This window comes from Janthinobacterium sp. GMG1 (assembly GCF_034427795.1).
Lineage (GTDB): Bacteria > Pseudomonadota > Gammaproteobacteria > Burkholderiales > Burkholderiaceae_D > Janthinobacterium.
Window position 1 is genome coordinate 1 of the sequence record NZ_JAXQNT010000014.1, and the last position, 20,082, is coordinate 20,082.

General features: G+C 62.8%; 16 protein-coding genes. 2 read left to right on the top strand and 14 right to left on the bottom strand.

The features are described 5' to 3' along the window. Positions 1 to 103 precede the first annotated feature (103 nt). Complete coding sequence (locus SJI03_RS25745) at positions 104 to 1,402, top strand: leucine-rich repeat-containing protein kinase family protein (RefSeq protein ID WP_322429169.1); 1,299 nt, start codon at positions 104 to 106, stop codon at positions 1,400 to 1,402. 53 nt (positions 1,403 to 1,455) lie between these two features. Here the strand turns inward: SJI03_RS25745 and SJI03_RS25750 are convergent, their stop codons facing one another. Beyond that, on the bottom strand, positions 1,456 to 2,721 hold the full coding sequence (locus SJI03_RS25750) for a nitronate monooxygenase (RefSeq protein ID WP_070277935.1): 1,266 nt from the start codon (positions 2,719 to 2,721) through the stop codon (positions 1,456 to 1,458). Between the two features lie 184 nt (positions 2,722 to 2,905). Beyond that, positions 2,906 to 3,391, bottom strand: a complete 486-nt coding sequence (locus SJI03_RS25755; protein ID WP_034759416.1) for a YajQ family cyclic di-GMP-binding protein — start codon at positions 3,389 to 3,391, stop codon at positions 2,906 to 2,908. Positions 3,392 to 3,576: 185 nt separating this feature from the next. Between SJI03_RS25755 and murB the strand changes: the two genes are divergently transcribed. Next, positions 3,577 to 4,605 (top strand): UDP-N-acetylmuramate dehydrogenase, encoded by a 1,029-nt coding sequence (gene murB, locus SJI03_RS25760; RefSeq protein ID WP_099380790.1) that lies wholly within the window; start codon positions 3,577 to 3,579, stop codon positions 4,603 to 4,605. Positions 4,606 to 4,716: 111 nt separating this feature from the next. On the opposite strand, the gene SJI03_RS25765 is transcribed toward murB, so the two are convergent. The 12 genes from SJI03_RS25765 to SJI03_RS25820 form a co-directional block, all read right to left on the bottom strand. Then, the gene (locus SJI03_RS25765; protein ID WP_322429098.1) at positions 4,717 to 5,031 is read right to left on the bottom strand and encodes a pyrimidine/purine nucleoside phosphorylase; all 315 of its coding nucleotides are present in this window, start codon (positions 5,029 to 5,031) and stop codon (positions 4,717 to 4,719) included. Between the two features lie 25 nt (positions 5,032 to 5,056). Next, the gene (locus SJI03_RS25770; protein ID WP_322429099.1) at positions 5,057 to 6,082 is read right to left on the bottom strand and encodes a diguanylate cyclase; all 1,026 of its coding nucleotides are present in this window, start codon (positions 6,080 to 6,082) and stop codon (positions 5,057 to 5,059) included. 10 nt (positions 6,083 to 6,092) lie between these two features. Continuing rightward, positions 6,093 to 7,145 carry a chemotaxis-specific protein-glutamate methyltransferase CheB gene (cheB, locus tag SJI03_RS25775; RefSeq protein WP_099380812.1) on the bottom strand — a complete coding sequence of 351 codons (1,053 nt, stop codon included), beginning with the start codon at positions 7,143 to 7,145 and terminating at the stop codon, positions 6,093 to 6,095. Between the two features lie 10 nt (positions 7,146 to 7,155). Next, the gene (locus SJI03_RS25780) at positions 7,156 to 9,441 is read right to left on the bottom strand and encodes a hybrid sensor histidine kinase/response regulator (protein ID WP_322429100.1); all 2,286 of its coding nucleotides are present in this window, start codon (positions 9,439 to 9,441) and stop codon (positions 7,156 to 7,158) included. Continuing rightward, positions 9,438 to 10,124, bottom strand: a complete 687-nt coding sequence (locus SJI03_RS25785) for a chemotaxis protein CheW (RefSeq protein WP_322429101.1) — start codon at positions 10,122 to 10,124, stop codon at positions 9,438 to 9,440. Before SJI03_RS25785 ends, SJI03_RS25780 begins: the two co-directional genes overlap by 4 nt. 9 nt (positions 10,125 to 10,133) lie before the next feature. Continuing rightward, positions 10,134 to 11,372, bottom strand: a complete 1,239-nt coding sequence (locus SJI03_RS25790; protein ID WP_322429102.1) for a protein-glutamate O-methyltransferase CheR — start codon at positions 11,370 to 11,372, stop codon at positions 10,134 to 10,136. Continuing rightward, positions 11,369 to 11,824: a chemotaxis protein CheW gene (locus SJI03_RS25795; RefSeq protein WP_322429103.1), complete on the bottom strand. Its 456-nt coding sequence runs from the start codon at positions 11,822 to 11,824 to the stop codon at positions 11,369 to 11,371. The genes SJI03_RS25790 and SJI03_RS25795 overlap by 4 nt, the downstream gene beginning before the upstream one ends. A 4-nt stretch (positions 11,825 to 11,828) precedes the next feature. After that, the gene (locus tag SJI03_RS25800) at positions 11,829 to 13,640 is read right to left on the bottom strand and encodes a methyl-accepting chemotaxis protein (RefSeq protein ID WP_099380797.1); all 1,812 of its coding nucleotides are present in this window, start codon (positions 13,638 to 13,640) and stop codon (positions 11,829 to 11,831) included. A 175-nt stretch (positions 13,641 to 13,815) separates the two neighbouring features. Next, on the bottom strand, positions 13,816 to 15,051 hold the full coding sequence (locus SJI03_RS25805) for an argininosuccinate synthase (protein ID WP_035825961.1): 1,236 nt from the start codon (positions 15,049 to 15,051) through the stop codon (positions 13,816 to 13,818). A 69-nt stretch (positions 15,052 to 15,120) separates the two neighbouring features. Beyond that, complete coding sequence (argF, locus tag SJI03_RS25810; protein ID WP_099380798.1) at positions 15,121 to 16,041, bottom strand: ornithine carbamoyltransferase; 921 nt, start codon at positions 16,039 to 16,041, stop codon at positions 15,121 to 15,123. Positions 16,042 to 16,324: 283 nt separating this feature from the next. Then, positions 16,325 to 19,180 (bottom strand): ATP-binding protein, encoded by a 2,856-nt coding sequence (locus tag SJI03_RS25815; protein WP_322429104.1) that lies wholly within the window; start codon positions 19,178 to 19,180, stop codon positions 16,325 to 16,327. A 241-nt stretch (positions 19,181 to 19,421) separates the two neighbouring features. Then, positions 19,422 to 19,838 (bottom strand): hypothetical protein, encoded by a 417-nt coding sequence (locus SJI03_RS25820; protein WP_322429105.1) that lies wholly within the window; start codon positions 19,836 to 19,838, stop codon positions 19,422 to 19,424. Positions 19,839 to 20,082 lie beyond the last annotated feature (244 nt).

Sequence of the window (20,082 nt, forward strand, 5' to 3'; positions counted from 1 at the left end):
TCGAAAAAACCCCTTCCGGTGATCCGGTTGGGGTTTTTTTACGTCCAATGATTTATGCATGGCATCGATCGCGTGCTACCTTGAAAGGGATATCTTGTCTGCTGTGCATACACTGGAGCAATTACGCGCTGGCCAACTGGCCGGCCTGCGCCGCCTGAAGCTGTCCTGCGGCTTGACGGACTTTCCCCGCGACATCTTCGACCTGGCAGACAGCCTGGAAATCCTCGACCTGTCCGGTAATGCGCTGTCCGCGCTGCCCGATGATTTGTCGCGCCTGCACAAGCTGCGCATCATTTTTTGCTCGGATAACCTGTTTACCGCCTTGCCGGCCGTGCTCGGTTCCTGTCCTGCACTGGAAATGATCGGTTTCAAGGCGAACCGGATCGACCACGTGCCAGCCGCAGCCTTGCCATCCAGATTGCGCTGGCTGACCCTGACCGACAATGCCATCGCAGTCTTGCCGGACGAACTCGGCATGTGCAGTGAGCTGCAGAAACTCATGCTGGCAGGAAATTGCCTGGACAGTTTGCCCGCTTCGTTGGCGAACTGCCGCCGGCTGGAACTGGTGCGCATCGCCGCCAACCGTTTCACTGCGCTGCCCGAATGCCTGCTGTCCTTGCCACGCCTGAGCTGGCTCGCGTATGCGGGCAATCCCTTTACGCAAGCGCGTGAACTGGCGGCCCTGGCCGATATGGCTGCGGCGGGCATGGCATGGCAGCGCCTGGAACTGGCGCAGCAGCTGGGTGAGGGCGCATCGGGCGTGATTTACCGTGCCCGCCTGGATGGTGTGGATGAGGTCGCCGTCAAGGTATTCAAGGGGGCCATGACCAGTGATGGCTTGCCGCGCAGCGAGATGGCCGCTTGTGTCGGCGCCGGCGCCCATTCGGGCCTGATTCCCATCCTCGGGACGCTCGATGCGCATCCGCAAGGGGCGTTGGGACTCGTCATGCCGCTCATCGACACGGCCTTCCGCAATCTGGCCGGACCGCCGAGCCTGGAATCGTGCACGCGCGACGTATATGCCGATGGCGTGCGCTTTGATCCTGCGCAAGCCCTGGCCATTGCCCATGGCATCGCTTCGGCCGTGTGCCAGCTGCATGCGCGCGGCATCGTGCACGGCGATCTGTATGCGCACAATATCCTGCATGCGGACGCGGGGGCTTGCCTGCTGGGTGACTTTGGCGCGGCGTCGATGTTTGCGCCCGGTTCAGCGCAAGGGGACTTGCTGCAGGGCATAGAGGCGCGCGCCTTTGGCGTGCTGCTGGGTGAATTAATCGCGCATTGTGCGACGCCTTTGCCCGCCCTGCAGGTCATGATGGAAGCTTGTCTGCAGGAAGAAGTATTGCGGCGGCCCGCCTTCGACGTGATCGAGCGGGACTTGCGGGACATGCTCCCCGCATAAAAAATGGCGCAGCCTTCGCAGGCTGCGCCATTTTCATTTCAGGCTGGCAAGATTCAGCTTGCCACCAAGATTTCTTTTTCCGGCAGGGCGATCTGGTTGTCGACGCTGAACTGGTAATCCTTGAAGACGTGTTCGGCCGTCAGGATCTGGTATTCGCCGTTGTCGAGCTTATGCGTGGTGTCCTTCAGGCGATACGTGTAATGGCCGCAGGTCCAGCAGTTGAAGTTGCGCATGTGCGTGCACAGGCACGTCTTGTCCATCACGACGACGGTTTTTTGTTCCGGATGGGCAGCCACTTCGCGGTTGTACGAATTGATGTACGCGCAGTTACCCGTTGCATCGAGCAGGTAGCCATACGATTCGCAGCCTGGACGGATGCCGGCGCCGATGGCGGGCGTGTTCTTCAGCATGCGCATCGGGTAGCCCGTCGGCGAGACGCCATTGACGATGATGTCTTCTTCCGAGGCCTTGTAGTATTCCTGCTTGACCTTGTTTGGCAAGCCGCATTCCTTGGTGACGGTAAAGCGCGTCGCCACTTGCACGCCAGCCGCGCCCGCTTCCAGGAAGGAAACGGCATCGCTACCCGTGAAAATGCCGCCGGCGGCGATCAGCGGGATGTCCAGCTGTTCCGCTTTCAGGTAGGCCAGCAGTTCCGCCGTGATCGTGTGCAGGTCGTAATTGGCCCAGTCCATGCCGAAACCCAGGTGGCCGCCGGCCAGGGGGCCCTCGACGATGATGAAGTCGGGCAAACGGTCCAGCTTGGCGTTCTTGCGCAGGAAAATCTGCAAGGCGCGCACGGACGAGACGATGATGCCCAGCTTGGCATCACGGAAACGCGGATGGTCGGCCATCAAGGCGAACGAACCGAAGTGCAAGCCGGCGGACAGGGTGATGCCGTCGATGCCGGCGTCCAGCGCCGCATTCAGGCGCACGCGCAAGGTTTCACGGGGGCCGTTCATGGTCAGCTTTTCCATGCAATTGACGAAGATCAAGCCATCGCCTTTTTTTGCTTCCATGGTGCGGCCGATATGCAGGCGCTGCGCTTCCGCCAGGCGGCCCAGGTCGAACTGCACCACGGCCTTGTCGCTGTTATTGATGTTGAACTTGTACAGTTTCGTCTTGTCTTTGACGAAGGTGGTGTCGAAACGGCGATCCGACACGTCTTCCACCATGGCATCGGAAATATGGCCGATACCGTTCAGCCGGGCCGCTTCCAGGGCCAGCTCCGACGTGGAAATATCCACACCCATTCCGCCTATCATGATGGGCACATATTCTTTTTTGCCAAATCGCAGGCGGAAATCATCAACACGTTTCATTGCTATCCTTAGACTACCGTGGTTATCACTGAGCCAGATGTACGGTCAAGCCCGCTGCCGGTCAGGCGCGCGGGCGCATGTAGCTGTGCGCAGCTTCAATTCTACCCCAAGCGGGCAGGCTCTCCGAGGCAGAGCTTGCCACCATGCCGCGTGAACGCTGGCTGGATCGTGCGCTTGATCGAAATTAATCGCGGAAATTGTTAAATTCCAGCGGCATATCGGGCACGTCCTTGCGCAGCATGGCCATGGCCGCCTGCAGGTCGTCGCGCTTGGCGCCCGTGACGCGCACGGCTTCACCCTGGATGCTCGCTTGCACTTTCATCTTGCTGTCCTTGATGACGCGCACGATTTTCTTTGCATCATCCGATTCAATGCCATTCTTGATCTTGATGATCTGCTTGACCTTGTCGCCGCCGATCTTCTTGATGTCACCTTCGTCGAGGAAGCGCACATCGACCTTGCGTTTGGTCAATTTGTTGGTCAGCACGTCGCGCACTTGGCTGAGCTGGAATTCCGAGTCCGCAAACGCGGTCAATTCGTTTTCCTTGTGCTCGACGCGGGCATCGCTGCCCTTGAAGTCGAAGCGCGTCGTGATTTCCTTGTTGGATTGCTCGACTGCATTCTTGACTTCGATCATATCGGCTTCGGAGACTACATCAAATGACGGCATGGTCTGTTCCTTTTCTTGTTAAAGCGAGCGCACGCTCGGCGCGCTGGGCCTTGGCGGCTGATTCTGCGCCAGGGGACGGCCCTGTTAAAGATGCGACATTTTAACGGACAACGGGCAAGTCGCCCTTGTCCTGAGGTGGTTTTTTGTCGCTTTCGCTCTATAATCGAGCAAAATTTCCCTATCCCATGTCTGCAGAGCTCACCATCGAACACAATTACTCCCTCCAGCGCCTGAATACCTTCGGCATCACGGCCAGCGCGGCCGCCTACGTACGCATCACTTCGCAAGCCGAATTGCAGGCGGCGCTGCAAGATCCGGCCTTGTCCGCCATGCCGCGCCTGATACTGGGCGGCGGCAGCAACATCGTGCTGACCGGCGACTTTCCCGGCGCCGTGCTGCACATGGCCACGCGCGGCATGCGCCTGGCGCAGGCGGATTTCGAGACGATACTCGTCACGGCCGCGGCCGGCGAAAACTGGCACGATTTCGTGCAATGGACCCTGGCGCAGGGCGTGGGCGGGCTGGAAAACCTATCGCTGATCCCCGGCACGGTGGGCGCGGCGCCTATCCAGAATATTGGCGCGTATGGCGTTGAAATCAAGGATTATCTGCATAGCGTAAGCGTCATGCACAGCGCCAGCGGCATCGTCTTCGACATGGACCGCGACGCCTGCCGCTTCGCCTATCGCGACAGCATCTTCAAGCAGGCGGACGGGCGCGAGCTGATCGTGCTGGAAGTCACGTTTGCCTTGCCGGCCGAGTGGCAGCCGAACTTGCGCTATGCGGAACTGGCGCAGGCCGTGGCCGAGCGCAATCTTGCCGAGCCGACGCCGCAACAGGTGGCGGACACGGTGATGGCGATCCGTCGGAGAAAATTGCCGGACCCGGCCGTGATCGGCAATGCGGGCAGCTTCTTCAAGAATCCCGTGGTATCACGAGAGCAATGTCTTGCCTTGTTGGAACGTTTCCCGACCCTCGTGCACCATGCGCAGCCCGATGGCACGGAAAAGCTGGCGGCCGGCTGGCTGATCGATCAATGTGGCTGGAAGGGGAAAAACCTGGGGCCCGCGGGAGTGTATCCCAAGCAGGCACTGGTTCTGGTGAATAATGGCGGCGCTCGTGGCGCGGACATTACCCGGCTGGCGGCAGCGATACAGGATGATGTAGAGGCGAAATATGGCGTGCGCCTGTCGCCCGAGCCTGTGTTTGTCTAAATAGTCAATCTGCACTTGAAAAAATGCTCAGGGCAAGGCGCATTGTCGAAGACAGTACGAATAGTACGGCGAGGCAGTGCAACGCAGCCATGGACGTTTTTTCTGCGTGGATTAACCGAAGTGGCAGACGTAGTCGACGGTCTCCAGCGTCTCGATATCAAAATAGCTATTGCCCGGGATACTGAATTGCGTGCCCGCGGCATAGCTGTGCCACTCTGTCGCATCGGCCAGGCGTACCTTGCACAGGCCGCTGACGATTTCCATGATTTCCGGCGCGCCCGTGTTGAAGCGCAACGAGGACGCGAAAATCACGCCCACGCTTTTCTTCGTGCCATCGGCCAGGATGACGTTGTGCGAGATGCATTTGCCGTCAAAGTAGATATTCGACTTCTTGACGACGCTGACATTGTCCAGTTGTGTGCTCATGCTTCACTTTCCTTGCTGTTAAAAATCAGTCCTGGACGTCAGCGGCGCTCAGCACGCTGTTGCGTCCGCCACGCTTGGCCGCGTACAGGGCTTGGTCGGCGCGGTTGATCAATTGCTCGACCGTCGAGTCCGGCGAAGGCACGATGGTGGCCACGCCGATCGAGATGGTGACGATGCCCGTGCCGGCCGCCGGGTTCTCTATCTGCAAGCCTTCCAGATGGCGCCGGCACGCTTCGGCGATCAACAACGCGCCGGCCGCTTCCGTTTCCGGCAGGATCAGGGCGAATTCTTCGCCGCCGTAGCGGGCGGCCAGGTCGGCCGGGCGTTTCAAATGTTCCGTCAGCACGGCGGCGACTTTTTTCAGGCACAGGTCGCCCGCCAGGTGGCCAAAGTGATCGTTATAGCTTTTGAAATGGTCGATATCGCAGAACAGCAAGCTCAACGGTGTTTTGTCGCGCTGGCCACGCTGCCATTCGAATTGCAGGGTTTCATCGAAGCGGCGGCGGTTGGCGATGCCCGTCAAGCCATCGAGGGCGGCTAGTTTCTGTAATTCAATATTCGCGTCGGCCAGGTTCTTCTGACTTTCCCGCAGGAAACGAAAAGCCTGGTCGCGTTGCAAGCGGCTGATGTGGGCGTTGGAATGGTAGCGTATGCGTGCCAGCAACTCCAGGCGGTCCGGCAGTTTCACCACATAATCGTTGGCGCCGACGGCAAAGCTGTGCGCCTTCAGTTTCGGGTCATCCTTGGCCGACATCACGATCACCGGCACATGCGCCAGCGCCGCGTTTTCGCGGTACAGCTGGATCAGGGCGAAGCCGTCGATGCCCGGCATCACCAGGTCTTGCAGGATGACGGTCGGTTGCAAGCGCAGCGCCGTGTCCAGCGCCTGCGTGGCGTCGGTCACGTAATGAAATTCGATATCCTGCTGCTCGCTGAGCATGCGCCGGACTGCCTCGGCAATGATCAACTGGTCGTCCACCAGCAGCACGCTGACCTTGAATTCGGTCAATGCGGGCTCAGGCTGGGTGAAACTGGAGGAGAATTCTGGCATTGCATTCTTTTCAGATGTTAGGGGAGGGCTCCCACCCATTGTTGAGTTTGGCGCCCAGGCGGCTGCGCAGGCTGGCGCCTATTCTATCCAGGGGCAGGATGAGCTGCGCCGCATCGAGTTCGGCCGCCGCGCGCGGCATGCCGTACACGGCACTGCTGGCCTGGTCTTGCGCGATGGTCGTCTTGCCGGCGCGGCGCATGGCCAGCAAGCCATCGCCGCCGTCGCGCCCCATGCCTGTGAGCAATACGCCGATGGCCTCGCCGCGCCAGTGCTGCGCCACGCAGTTGAAGAAGACATCGACGGACGGGCGGTAAACATACTCGCGTGGTGCTGCATCGTAACCCAAACGATAATTTTGATCTAGCAGCAGGTGATCATTGGTCTTGGCGATCAGTACCGTGCCGGACACCAGTTCGTCGCCTTCGGCGATCACGCGCACGGGCATGCTGAGCTGGTCATCGAGCCATTTGGCGAAGTGCGAGGCGAAGGTTTCATCGATATGCTGCACCACCACGATGGCGCAGCCGGGCGGTGCCGTCCAGCCGGACAGCACCTTGGCCACGGCCGAAGGGCCGCCCGTCGAGGCGCCGATGGCCACCAGGGTCGATACCTGGCCGTCGCCCCGTTCGCCGCCATTGCCATTCGTCTGGCGCGGCGGCGGTGTTTCGGCGCTGTGGCGTATCAGCTTGCCGATGGTCTTGATCTTGGCCAGCAGTTCGCTGTCGCCGCCCACCTGCCCCTGCAGCACGGGGGTGGCCGTGACGTCGAGCGCGCCGGCGCCCAGCGCACGGAAGACCTGGTTGACATTGTCTTGCGGGCGGCCAGTGACCACCAGGATGGCGCACGGGCTTTGTTCCATGATCAGGCGCGTCGCCTCGACGCCATCCATTTCCGGCATATTCAGGTCCATCAGGATCAGGTCGGGGCGGTTGCCCTCGCACATGCGCACGGCTTCGAGTCCGGTGCGGGCGATCCACAGCACCTGGTGTTCCTGCGTGCTGGCCACCACGCGGCGCAGGGCCTCGGCGGCCATGGGGACATCGTTGGCAATGGCAATTTTCATGAAGTACAACTCATAAGCGGGCATCTCCTATCAGGTCGGCCACCGCGTCGAGCAAGGTCTCGTCGTGGAAGCTGCCTTTGGTCAGGTAATAGTCGGCGCCGGCGGACAGGCCGCGCGCGCGGTCTTCCGGACGGTCCTTGTACGAGACGATCATCACCGGCAGCTTGTGCAGGTGCAGGTCCTTCTTGATCAGCGACACCAGTTCGATGCCATCCATGCGCGGCATGTCGACGTCGGTGATCACCAGGTCGTATTCGCCGCTGCGCACGACGTTCCAGCCGTCGATGCCGTCGATGGCCACGTCGACTTCGAAGCCGCGCGCCAGCAGCAGCTTGCGCTCCATCTCGCGCACCGTCAGCGAATCGTCGACGACGAGGATGCGCTTGGCGCGGCGCTGCTGCGTGTGGCCGGCCTGCGCCAGCTGGTGCAGGCCGCCCTCGTGCAGCAGCTTGTCGATCGACAGCAGCAAATCGGGCACGTCGAGGATCAGTACGGGCTCGCCGTCGTCGAGCAGGGCTGCGGCGGAAATGTCGCGCATCTTGCCGAAAATCGGGTCGATGGCCTGCACCGCCAGGCTTTGCTCGCCGCGGATGGCGTCGACCACCAGCGCATAGCTTTGCTTGCCGCGCCCGATCACCACTACCGGCAAGTCGTCGGCCTGGTTGGCCGCTTCGCCCAGTTCCAGCACCTGCGCCGCCGACACCAGGCCCAGATGCTCGCCCTTGAGTTCAAAGAACTGCTTGTTTTCCAGGGTATGGATGGCCGCTTGCGGCACGCGCACCACGCTTTCCACCTTGACGATGGGGATGGCATAGGCTTCGCCATGCACGTCGACCACCAGCGCGCGCACGATCGATTGCGTCAGCGGCAGGGTGATCAGGGCGCGGAAACCCCGTCCCGGTTCCGATTCCAGGCGCACCGTGCCGTTTTGCTGGCGTATCGTCTCGTGCACGATGTCGAGGCCCACGCCGCGTCCGGACAACTGGTTCGCCGTCGCCTTCAGGCTGAAGGCGGGCAGGAATAAAAATTCCAGTAGCTCGCCCGGCGACAGCGCGGCGGCCATGGCGGGGCTGGCCATCTTGCGCTCGATCACGGACTGGCGGATTTTTTCCAGGTCGACGCCGCGCCCGTCGTCGCTGATCTCGATGCTCAGCATGCCGGCGCGGTGGCGCGCTTCCATGCGTATCGTGCCCAGCGCCACTTTGCCAGCGTCGATGCGCTCGTACGGGCCTTCCATGCCATGGTCGATGGCATTGCGCAGCATGTGGTTCAGCGGGCTTTCGATCTTCGCCAGGATGTCGCGGTCGACCAGGGTGTCTTCGCCTTCGATTTCCAGCTGCACTTCCTTGCCCAGGCTGCGCGCCAGGTCGCGCACCATGCGGGGAAACGCGTGGATGCCGTCGCGGAAAGGGCGCATGCGCAGGGCCAGCACTTCGTCGACCATGCCTTGTGAAACGGCCAGCAAGCGCCGTTCATAGGTTTCAATGTCGGCGATGTGTTCGAGCATGAACTGCTTCAGGGGCTGCGTCTTTTGCAGCGCCAGCAGCGACTTTTCCATCAGGCCCGCGTCGCCCGAGCGGGCAATGGCTTCGTGCAGGTGCTCGACGGCGGAAAACAGGCTGCTCTGGTTGCGCTTGAAGCGCTGCAGCGCGCCGATGAACGGGTGCATCTGGTGCGCATTGATGCGCGATTCGCTGGCCAGCGACAGCAGTTTGTCGAAGTTTTGCGCCGCTGCCTTGGCAGTGCCAGCACCCGCGCGCGGCGCCGGGGCGGCCGTTTCCGGTTCATCTCCCGCCAGGCCGCTGGCCATGGGAGCCTGCGCTTCAGCCACCGGCGGCGGCAAGGGCGCCGCGGCCGAGGGCAGGGCCGGCAATTCGGGCAGGTCGGCGATGCCGGCGATGGCGTTCAGGGTCTGGTCGATCTGCGTCGCATTCGCGGCCAGCCACGCTTCGGCGCCCGCGTCGTCCAGGCGCGACAGCTGGACGATCAGGTCGACGCCCGACAGCAGCACGTCGATCCGTTCCGGCGTGAGTTTCAAGCGGCCATGCTGGGCGGCAACAAAACTGTCTTCCATGCCGTGCGCCAGTTGCACCACCACTTGCAGGCCGACGATGGCGGCGGCACCCTTGATCGAGTGCGCCGCGCGCATCATCGCCTCGACGGCTGCCGCATCGCCCGCATGGCGCTCCATGGCCAGCAAGCCGTCGGTGAGAATCTGGGTCTGGCTGTCCGCCTCCATGCGGAACAGGTCCAGCATGGAAAAGGCACTCAGGTCGCCGTGCTGGTCCTGGCTCATCGTAATAGTCTCGCAAGTTGAAAGCCGATCAGCGCCGTATCGAGGCAGCCGATGCGCAGGTCGCCCTCGGTGATGACGCCGGACAGATAGCGCGACAGGCCCTTGTTGATGGTGGCCGCCGGCGCCTGCACGGCGCCTGACGCATAGCGCACGATGCCGTGCAGGTCGGCCACGGGCAGCGCGTAGGCTTGTTCCTCCCAGCGCATCAGCAGCAGGCGCGCGAACGTGTGGCGGCCCTTGGCCGGTGGCGCGCCCTGTTCGTCGATGCCCAGCAAGTGTGCCAGCGACATGCATGGATACAACTTGCCGCCGATATTGACGATGCCCGCCAGGCCGCGCCCGCCGCGGTGCGGCAGCACGTGCGGCTTGGCCTGTGGCGCCACGGCGTCGAATACGCGCGTGGGCAGTGCCAGCCATTCGCGGCCGATGCGAAACACCAGCGCCGAGCTGTCGCGCACTTCGCCGCCCGCATCGATCTGGCGGAAGTGGCTGGCCCAGTCGCGCTGGTAGTGCTCATCCACGGGACGTTGCAGGTTGCGCTGGGCGGCGCCCGCATACACGTCGCAGTTACGGCAATGCACGTTGGCCGGCAGCTTGGGGCAGCTCTGGTCGCCGACCACGCCGATATGGTTCCAGCAGTCGTCGATGGCGGCGGGGGACTCGGTGGCGATGAGATTTGTCATGCTTGCCCCTTAGTTGGATGCCTGGCGGCGCTGGTAGATGCGCGCCGCGCGCGCCTTCAGGGTGGCGGCGGCCGTGTGGTTGCCATTGCGTTCGGCCAGCAGGGACAGGTGGCACAGCGCCTCGTAGTGGTCGGGCTGCAGGTAGATGCAGCGGCGCCAGTAATCGTCGGCCAGGTCCATCTTGCCGGCCAGTTCATTGATGATGCCCAACATGAAATACGCTTCCGCCGCCTCGGGCACTCGCGCCAGATGGGCGTGGCATTTTTCGCCGGCCTCGCGCAATTGGCCACGGTCGGCCAGCAGGCGCGCCTCGGCCAGCAAATCGGCTTGCGCTGCTTGCGCGGCCGGCGCCGGCACGGACACGGGGCGCGTGCGCGGCGCAGCTTGTGCGACGGGAGCGGCAGTGCGCCTTGGGGCGGGCGGCACGCTGCGCAAGGTGCGCATGGCCGGCAGCGGCGCCACCTGCATGGGGCTGGCCGGCGCCGCCGTTTCCTTCTTCAGGGCGAAGGCCTGGCGAAACTGCAGCGTCGCAAAGCCGTTCTGGCAGAACGATGGCACTTCCGCATAGCCGGCCAGCAGCATGCCGTCGTCGGCCAGCAGGGCGGACAGGTTGTGGATGGCCGCGCGCGTGGTCGGCTTGTCAAAATAGATCAGCAGGTTGCGGCAGAAGATGACGTCGTAGTGGCGGCTGTAGGTGGCGGTGTCGAACTGCAGCAGATTGCCCTGCCTGAAGGTCACCTGTTCGCGCAAGGAGTCGATGATGCGGTAGGCGTCGTCGGCCACGTGCGTGAAATAGCGTTCTCGGAAGGCGACGTCCTGCGCGCGGAAGGCGTTGCGGCCATACACGCCGGCTTGCGCGCGCTCGATGCAGCCGGGACTGAGGTCATACGCGTCGATGCTGAACGCCTGCTTCGGCACGCCGCCGTCGCGCAGCGCCATGGCCATCGAATACGGTTCCTCGCCGCCCGCGCAGGGAATCGACAGGATGCGCGTGGCGCGTCCCCGCGCCCAGCGTTCCTGTACCAGTTCGACGGTGGCGTAGAACGCCTGCGGGTCGCGGAACAGCCATGATTCCGGCACCACCACCAGCTCGATCAATTGCGTCATTTCGGCCGGCGTGAGCGCCTGCAGGTAGGCCTCGCTATCGCTGAAGCCCGTCTGCTCCATGCGCTGGCCGACGGCCCGCTCGGCCACGGACTTGGAAACGGACAGGCCGGTCGCGCGGCGCAGCAGGGCTTGTGCCGTCATGCTGCACTCGCGTCTTGAAACAGCAGCGCACGCACGTCCGGCGGCAGCAGCTGTTCGAGTTCGACCAGCTGCACGATGCCGTCGGCGTCGCTGGCCACCTGGCCCAGGAAGGTGGCCGTAGCCACGCCGCTATCTTCGAGCTTTTCCGCAGCGATGTCGGCGATGCCGCGCACCTGCGTGGCCAGCAAGCCCAGCGCATGCGTGGTCCCGCCAGGCGCGCGGTAGTCGACGATGACGATGCGCGTGTCGAATTGCGCGGCGGCGGCAGGCAGTCCTGCCAGGCGCGACAGGTCGATCACGGGCACGGGCGTGCCGTGCAAGTCCATCAGGCCGGCCACGTAGTCTGGCGTGAGCGGCAACTGTTTCAGCTCCAGCAACGGCAAGACGCGCACGATGCCGGCCAGGGGCAGGCCATAGCGGTCGCGTCCGATGTGAAAGAGCAGTACTTTCATGGGATCAGATGGTGACGGCGAAGGACGACACGCTCGACTGCAGGTCGCCTGCCGCATATTGCAGCTGGTGCACCGCCTCGCTGGTGGCTTTCAGCGATTCCACCGTTTGCTGCGTGGCGTCGTTGAGCTGCATCATGGTGTCGGAAATTTGCGACGCGCCGATCGCCTGCGACTGCATGCCTTGCAGCACGGCATCGAATTGCGGCGTGAGTTTCTGCACCTGGTCCATCACGGACGACAGTTGTTCCGCCACTTGCCGCACTTCGCCCACGCTGCGGCGAATTTCTTCCGAGAATTTATCCATGCCCATCACACTGGCGGACACGGCCGACTGCATTTCCTTGAGCATTTGCTCGATATCCCAGGTGGAGACGGAAGTCTGGTCGGCCAGGCGGCGGATTTCCGTCGCCACGACGGAAAAGCCGCGGCCCGCCTCGCCCGCTTTTTCCGCTTCGATGGCGGCGTTCAGCGAGAGGATGTTGGTCTGGTCGGCCACCTTGGTGATGGTGATCAGTACGCTATTGATATTGCTGGCTTTTTCCGACAGGGCCGCCAGCTTGGCGTTGATGGAATCGGTGGCCGAGACCATGTGCTGCATGGTCGAATCCATGCGCTTGAGGTTGTTTTGCGCTTCGGCCGTGGCATTCGTCGTGTAGTCGGCCACGGCGGTGGCGTCTTCCATGGTTTTGAGCAACTGGCTCGTGTTGGCCGAGATTTCCTTGGTGGTGCTGAGAATTTCCACGCTCGTTTGCGCTTGCTCAATGCCCGTGGCTTCCTGCTGGCGTGCCGAGGCGGCGATTTCCGTGGCGGACGTCGTCACCTGGATGCCGGCCTTTTGCACATTGTTGAGCAGGCTGCGCAGATTTTCGAACATCTTCGCCAGGCCATTGCCCAGCTGGCCGATGGCGTCGCTGCCCGTGATGCTGACCTTGCCCGTCAGGTCGCCCGAGGCTGCCTTCGACACCACTTCCAGCAGCGAATCGACCTTGGCCCGCAAGCTGTTGGTGGCAGCCAGTTCATTGGCCTGATTGTCCTGGATGGTTTGCGCCATGCGGTTGAATTCTTCCGTCACCTTGCCCAGCTCGTCGCGCGAGAGGATGGCGGCGCGCGCGCTTTGCTCGCCGCCGGCGATGCGCCCGACGGCGTCCGTCAGGCTGTTCAGCGGACCGAGGATGGAACGGCCGAGCAGGTAGGAAATACCCAGCGCCAGTACCACGCACAGCAGGCCGCCCAGTGCCAGGGTCAGCAGCATGGTTTCCTGCAATTTCGCCGTCGTGGCCGTGCGTTCGGCCAGCAAGCGGGTTTCTTCGGCGGCGACTTCGTCGAGCAGCTTGTTCGCTTGCGCGACGGCCGGGTAGCCGGTCGGCGGCATGGTGCGCGCCACCGATTCCGTGGCGCCCGGCGCGTTGCCCAGCGCGCGGCGCTTCTCGATCAGGGGATTGATCCACTCCTTGACCCAGGTGGTGGTCAGCGCATCGATCTTGCGGAAGCGCTCCGACTGCAGCTTGTTGTCGACCGTCATGCTGATGGCTTTTTGCGTGTGCTGCGTCAGCACCGCCATCTCGTCCGTTTCCGGGTTCAGCGAAGCTTCGTTGCCGGTGAGAATGAAACCGCGCGCTTCCACCTGGATTTGCAGGATGGAATTGTGAATCTTGTCGATCTCGACCAGCACTTCCATCGTGTGGCGGTCCCAGGCATTGGCTTCTGACAGGCGCGAAAAGCTGTTGTAGGCGACGGCCAGCAAGATCAGGATGATGGCCACGATGGAGCCGAAGCCCAGGTACAGTTTATTCTTGATACTCAGGTCTTTGAACATGGGAGGGCTCCGGAAGCGGGAAGGTCAGCACAATTGCACTGTAGCATTTTGCCACGCAGACAGCAAAATGGGGGGCGTGCAGGGGCGTAAATCGCGGCAGAGTGCGCTGTAAACGGAAAAAGCCGCCCGTGGGCGGCTTCGGTGGATGCGGGAGATAGTGCCTCCCGGCAACTAATTACTTCTGACCGCGCTTTTCGCGGGCGATGGCGGCGATGCGCATGCGCAAGGCGTTCAGCTTGATGAAGCCGCCGGCGTCGGCCTGGTTGTAGGCGCCGCCGTCTTCGTCGAAGGTGGCGATGTTCATGTCGAACAGCGAATCCGTCTTCGAATCGCGCGAAACGACGATGACATTGCCCTTGTACAGCTTGATGCGTACCCAGCCGTTCACGGTTTCCTGCGTGTGGTCGATCAGGGTTTGCAGGGCAACGCGCTCAGGCGCCCACCAGTAGCCGTTGTAGATCATCGACGCGTAGCGCGGCATCAGGTCATCTTTCAGGTGGGCCACTTCGCGGTCCAGGGTGATCGATTCGATGGCGCGGTGGGCTTTCAGCATGATGGTGCCGCCCGGGGTTTCATAGCAGCCGCGCGATTTCATGCCGACATAGCGGTTTTCCACCAGGTCCAGGCGTCCCACGCCATGCTTGCCGCCAACTTTGTTCAGTTCGGCCAGCACGGTGGCAGGCGACATGCGCACGCCGTTGATGGCGACGATATCGCCTTTTTCGTATTCGATGTCCAGGTATTCCGCTTCGTCCGGGGCGTTTTCCGGGCTGACGGTCCAGCGCCACATCGTTTCTTCTGCTTCGGCGCTCGGGTTTTCCAGGTGGCGGCCTTCAAAGCTGATGTGCAGCAAGTTGGCATCCATCGAATACGGCGCGCCACCGTTCTTGTGCTTCATGTCGATTTCGATGCCGGCGTCTTCCGCGTACTTCAGCAGTTTTTCGCGCGACAGCAGATCCCACTCGCGCCATGGCGCGATGATTTTTACGCCAGGCTTGAGGGCATAGGCGCCCAGTTCGAAACGCACCTGGTCGTTGCCCTTGCCGGTCGCGCCGTGCGAGATGGCGTCGGCGCCCGTGGCGTTGGCGATTTCGATCAGGCGCTTGGCGATCAAAGGACGGGCGATCGAGGTGCCCAGCAGGTACTCGCCTTCATACACGGTGTTGGCGCGGAACATCGGGAAGACGAAATCGCGCACGAATTCTTCGCGTACGTCTTCGATATGGATGTTTTCCGGCTTGATGCCGAATTTGATGGCCTTGGCGCGCGCCGGTTCCAGTTCTTCGCCCTGGCCCAGGTCGGCCGTGAAGGTGACGATTTCGCACTGGTAGTTATCTTGCAGCCATTTCAGGATGACGGAGGTGTCGAGTCCGCCGGAATAGGCCAGGACTACTTTTTTAATGTCGCTCATATTGCTTCCAGTTGTCGTTGTCGATGTATGTGTTGCGATGCTGCCAGGTGTTATGCAGTGCCTGGCGAATTAGTTGATTTTACCGAGTAACAGGTATTCGATCAGCGCTTTTTGCACGTGCAAACGGTTTTCCGCTTCGTCCCACACCACCGATTGGGGGCCGTCGATCACTTCGGCGGCTACTTCCTCGCCGCGGTGGGCGGGCAGGCAGTGCATGAACAGCGCGTCGGGCGCGGCGCGGGACATCTTCGCGCCATCGACGATCCAGCCGTCGAAGGCGGCGATGCGGGCCGCGTTTTCCGCTTCGTAGCCCATGCTGGTCCACACGTCCGTGTTGACCAGGTGCGCGCCTTCGCATGCGTCCGACGGGTTGGCGAAGAAGGTGTAGCGCTCGGTCTTGACTTGCGCCAGGTCGATGTCGTAGCCCTTTGGCGTCGACACGTTGACGTGGAAGCCGAACACTTCGGCCGCTTGCAGCCACGAGTACAGCATGTTGTTGGCGTCGCCGATCCAGGCGACGACCTTGCCGGCGATCGAGCCGCGGTGTTCGATATAGGTGAAGATGTCGGCAAAGACCTGGCACGGGTGGTGTTCATTGGTCAGGCCATTGATCACCGGCACGCGCGAATTGGCGGCGAAACGCTCGATGATTTCCTGGCCGAAGGTGCGCACCATGATGATGTCGCACATGCGCGACATGACCTGGCCCGCGTCTTCCACCGGCTCGCCGCGGCCCAGCTGGGAATCGCGCGTGTTCAGGTAGATGGCGGCGCCGCCCAGCTGATGCATGCCGGCTTCGAACGACAATCGCGTGCGGGTCGAGTTCTTTTCAAAGACCATCACCAGGGTGCGGTCGATCAGTGGATGGTAGATTTCATAGTTCTTGAACTTGCGCTTGATCAGATGGGCGCGTTCGATCACATATTCGTACTCTTCCAACGTGAAATCGGAGAACTGGAGGTAGTGCTTGATCGGTTTTTTTGTCGACATAATGACCACTTGAAGATGCGCAGGCCGCCGGCGGCGTGCCTTTCCCGCCGGGTTGCATCAGCGTACAACATCTCGTCTGATGACTGCCTCGCCCGGCGCGCTGCTGTGTTGATCGGTGCCAGCGCGACGCCTGTCGCGCGGGTCGATGCAGTTTGCCAAGTTGAAAATAATGCAATGGCAAGTACTTCAGCCGTTCAATTATAAGGGTTTTGCTTTTAGATTGGAAAGACTGGCCGGGCGCGTACTTGTATAGGCAAGCCTGCGCCCGGGCAAACGGTGGTGGTTAATAGATGCTGGCGGGCGCAGCGCCGTCCAGCTGGGGCGCTTCCAGCGGCAAGTCCAGGGTGAAGCGCGTGCCGGCGGGGCTGCTGGCCACCTGGATGGTGCCTCCCAGCAGGGCCGTGACGATGTTGTAGCTGATCGACAAACCCAGGCCGCTGCCACCCTGGCCCAGCTTGGTGGTAAAGAAGGGGTCGAAGATGCGCGACAAATGCTGTTCCGCGATGCCGCCGCCATTGTCCTCGAAGACGATCTGCACGCGCGCCGCTTCCATCGTGGCGGACAGGCGCATGCAACCGGTGCCGGCGGCGCCATCGTTGGGCGCGGGAGCGAAGGCATGCAGCAGGGCATTGTTGATCAGATTGGTGATCACCTGGCCGAACGGGCCCGGATAGCTGTCCATGGCGATGCCGAAGGCTATCTCCACTTCGATGCGGTGGCCCGAACTGCGGATGCGGTTCATGACGGTGGCGATGATTTCATTGCTTACTTGTTGCAAGTCAAACCGGCGCCGCTGCTCGGTGGTGCGGTCGACGGCCACCTGCTTGAAGCTGTTGACCAGGTCGGCCGCGCTGCGCAGGCCCCGCATCACCAGCGCCGACGCCTTGCCTGCATCGTCGATGAAGGCGGCCAGGTCCGAGCGGCGCAGGCCGGGACCGTTCATCAGGCGTTCCACGTCTTCCGTCTTTTGTTGCATGGTGCTGGCGATCAGCAGACTGTTGCCGATCGGGGTATTCAGCTCATGCGCCACGCCGGCCATCAAGGAACCGAGGGCGGCCAGTTTTTCCTGCGATACCAGTTGCGCCTGGGCATCTTGCAATTGCCGGTAGGCGCTGGCATTGTCGAGCGCGATGGCGCCATACGCGCACAGGGTGCGAAAGATCAGCCGCTCGCGTTCGCCATACGCGTTGGCATGGCAGGCTTGCACCGTCATCACGCCCAGCACGCGCTCGCCCACCATCAGCGGCACGTACAGCACGCTCTGGTTATGCAGGGTGCCGGGCACCGTGTAGGCGTGGCGGCGCGGCGGTACCTGGTCGATATACACTTCGCGCCGGCCCAGCAGGCAGCGCACGGAGTAGGCGCGTGGATTGTTCAGTGGAATGGCGTTGTCGGACAGGGGCCGGCCCGCTTCCATGCCATGCGCGCGGCGCAGCGCCGTGCCTGCCGCGTCGAGCATGTAGACGGCGAAAGTGTTGACGGGCAGCAAGGCATGCACATGGCGGTCGAGCACCTGGAATACGGCGCTGGCGTCGAGGTGGGTGGTGATTTCCTGGCCGATGGCCGACAGCCGTTCCAGGGTGTCGCTGGTCTGCTGCAGCACTTCGGCGCGGCGCGCTTCGGAGGCGGCCAGTTCGCGGTGGTGATAGCCTTCCGAGCGCGCATGTTCCGTCTGGTGGTAGACCTGCATGGCGGTGGCGCGGTTGCTCGCCTGCTGGGTGTGGCTTTTTTCGCGCGCCATGCCCGCATCGAGGGCGATATCGTAGGCGCGCGCATAGTCGCCCGCGTGCGCGTATTCGCGCGCCAGCGCGTCGAGCAGTTCGCCCGGCGGCGAATAGCCTTCGATGGAGGCGGCCACCTGCAGCGCCTGGTGCAGGAAATGCAGGGCGGGATTACGTTCCAGCATGTCTGCGGGCGGCGGCAACTCATGGCGCGCATGCAGCATGGACAAGACGCGCAGCGCCGCCACCTGGTGCATGGCGTCGCCTTGCGCGGTGGCCAGCTGGCAAGCCCGCTCGGCCGCTTGCAGCGCCTCGTCCGGGCGGTCCAGGTAGGACAGTGCGTGGGCGCTGCCGCGCTGGGCCATGCTGCGGAAATCGGCCTGGCCCAACGCTTCGGCCCGCTGCGCCAGCCGGCTGAAGGCGTCGAGCGCCGTGTCGTAGTCGCCCTTGTCCAGGCTCAGTTCGCCCAGGTGGAACAGGGCGTTGGCATAGGTGCGCGCACCTGCCACGGGCGCCAGGATGAGCAGCGCCTGGCGCAGCAAGTCTTCGGCAGCGGCCAGGCGCCCCAGCTTGCGCATGGTTTCGGCCGTATGCGTCTGGCAGGCGCCGATGCTGCGCGGCCAGCCCGTGGGGCGCGCCAGGTCCAGCGCGCACTGCATCCATTCGAGGGCCGATTCGTTGTCGTTGAGACTGGAAAAACAATCGCCGATATTGATGGCGGCCGTGATGGCGCCGCGCAGCTGGCCGCTTTCCAGCGCCGCCTCGTAGCTTTGCATGTAGTGGCCGGCAGCCGTGCCCAGGTCGCGCGAGGTGTGCGCCAGCAAGCCGCGGAAGTCATGCACCCAGGCAGCCAGCGGCGCGGGCAGCTTGCCGCTGGCGCCGTCGGCCTGGAAGGAGGCGCCCCAGCGGGCTTGGGCGGCCGGTGCATCGCGCAACACGGCCCAGCGCGCCGTGGCCGCGTCGGCCAGGCTGGCGCGCATCGCATCGCCGGCGCTGCGCGCTTGTTCGGCAGCGGCCAGCAATTCGGCATCGCAGCGGGCATGGTCGCCCCGGTCGACGGCAATCGAGGACAGCAGCCAGTGGGCGTCGGCGCAAGCGGCGCCGTCGCCGTGGGCGCACAGGATGGCGTGCGCCGCCATGGCCAGGTTTTCGGCCACATCGAGCGCACCTTGCAGCCATGCCACTTCCGCCTGTACCAGTTGCAGGCGCGCTTGCGCGATGGCCAGGGCGTGGTCCGGCAGTTGGGCCTGGGGCAGCAAGGCCGCCGCTTCGGCCGCATGGTGCAGCGCCTGTGCGCAGTTGCGCTGGCGCAAATGCCAGGCCAGCAGCATCAGCAAGGGCAAGCGCTCCAGGGCGCGCAATGGCCGCAGTGTGTCTTCCCACTGTGCAATGTCATGTTCGAGTGCGAACATTTCCATCCGAAATCTCCTGCAAGGCGATGGTGTTGGCCCGCGGCCAGTGACACCTTATTGGATCGCATTGTAAGCTGCATTCGGATGCAGTTGTTTGGCCGACTCGACAGTATTTTTTGCGCGCGCCCTTTCAGGCTGCGCAAAGCGGGTGGGGCGTGCACCAGCCCCTGCCGGCCGATGCACGCCCCGTGGACAGGCTGGCGATGGCTTGCCGGCCAGTTGCCGCGCTGCTTGCCGTGCTACCTGCTTAGCGGCCGGCGAAGTGCACGGTGCTGGCCGTTTCGCCAGCCTTGGCGATGGCGCCCGGAATATTGTTCAGTCCGGTAATGGCGATGACGTCGCCATCGTTGCGAAATTCCATGCGGGTGCCGCCGGCTGTTTCAAAGACGCCCGGCGCGCGGCCGAACAGTTCTATTTCGGGCTGACCCTTGATTTGCGTGAAGTAGCGGTTGACTTGCTGGCGCAGCAGCAAGGTATCGCCCGTGTCGAGCTGGTAGCGATTGCCGTACTGGCTGAATTCCTGCGGGGCCAGTTTGTAGACCTTGCCGGAGACCTGGACCTTGTCCTGGTCGCCGATTTCCAGCGCGCTGGCGCTGAGGCAAGACAGGCCGAGGACGAGGGCGGCGCTGCCAAGGGCGAGGGTACGCGAGAACGATGCTTTCATGATTTCACCTTGTGATCAAAATGCTGGTTGGAGTTAGACCAATGTTGTCTCCAGCAGGTTCGCTGGCGGGGACAATGCCAAGGTAGCAAGTGGACCTGCGCGATGCCAGCGCAAAGCGATGAAACGCCGGAATCCGGCGCTGAAACGCGAATTCGGGCGATGGATGGTTTTGGAATGAATGCGCGAAAGCAGGCTGAACAACAGAATTTAATTCTGTTTAATTCGTGGTGGTAATGTTTTTGTC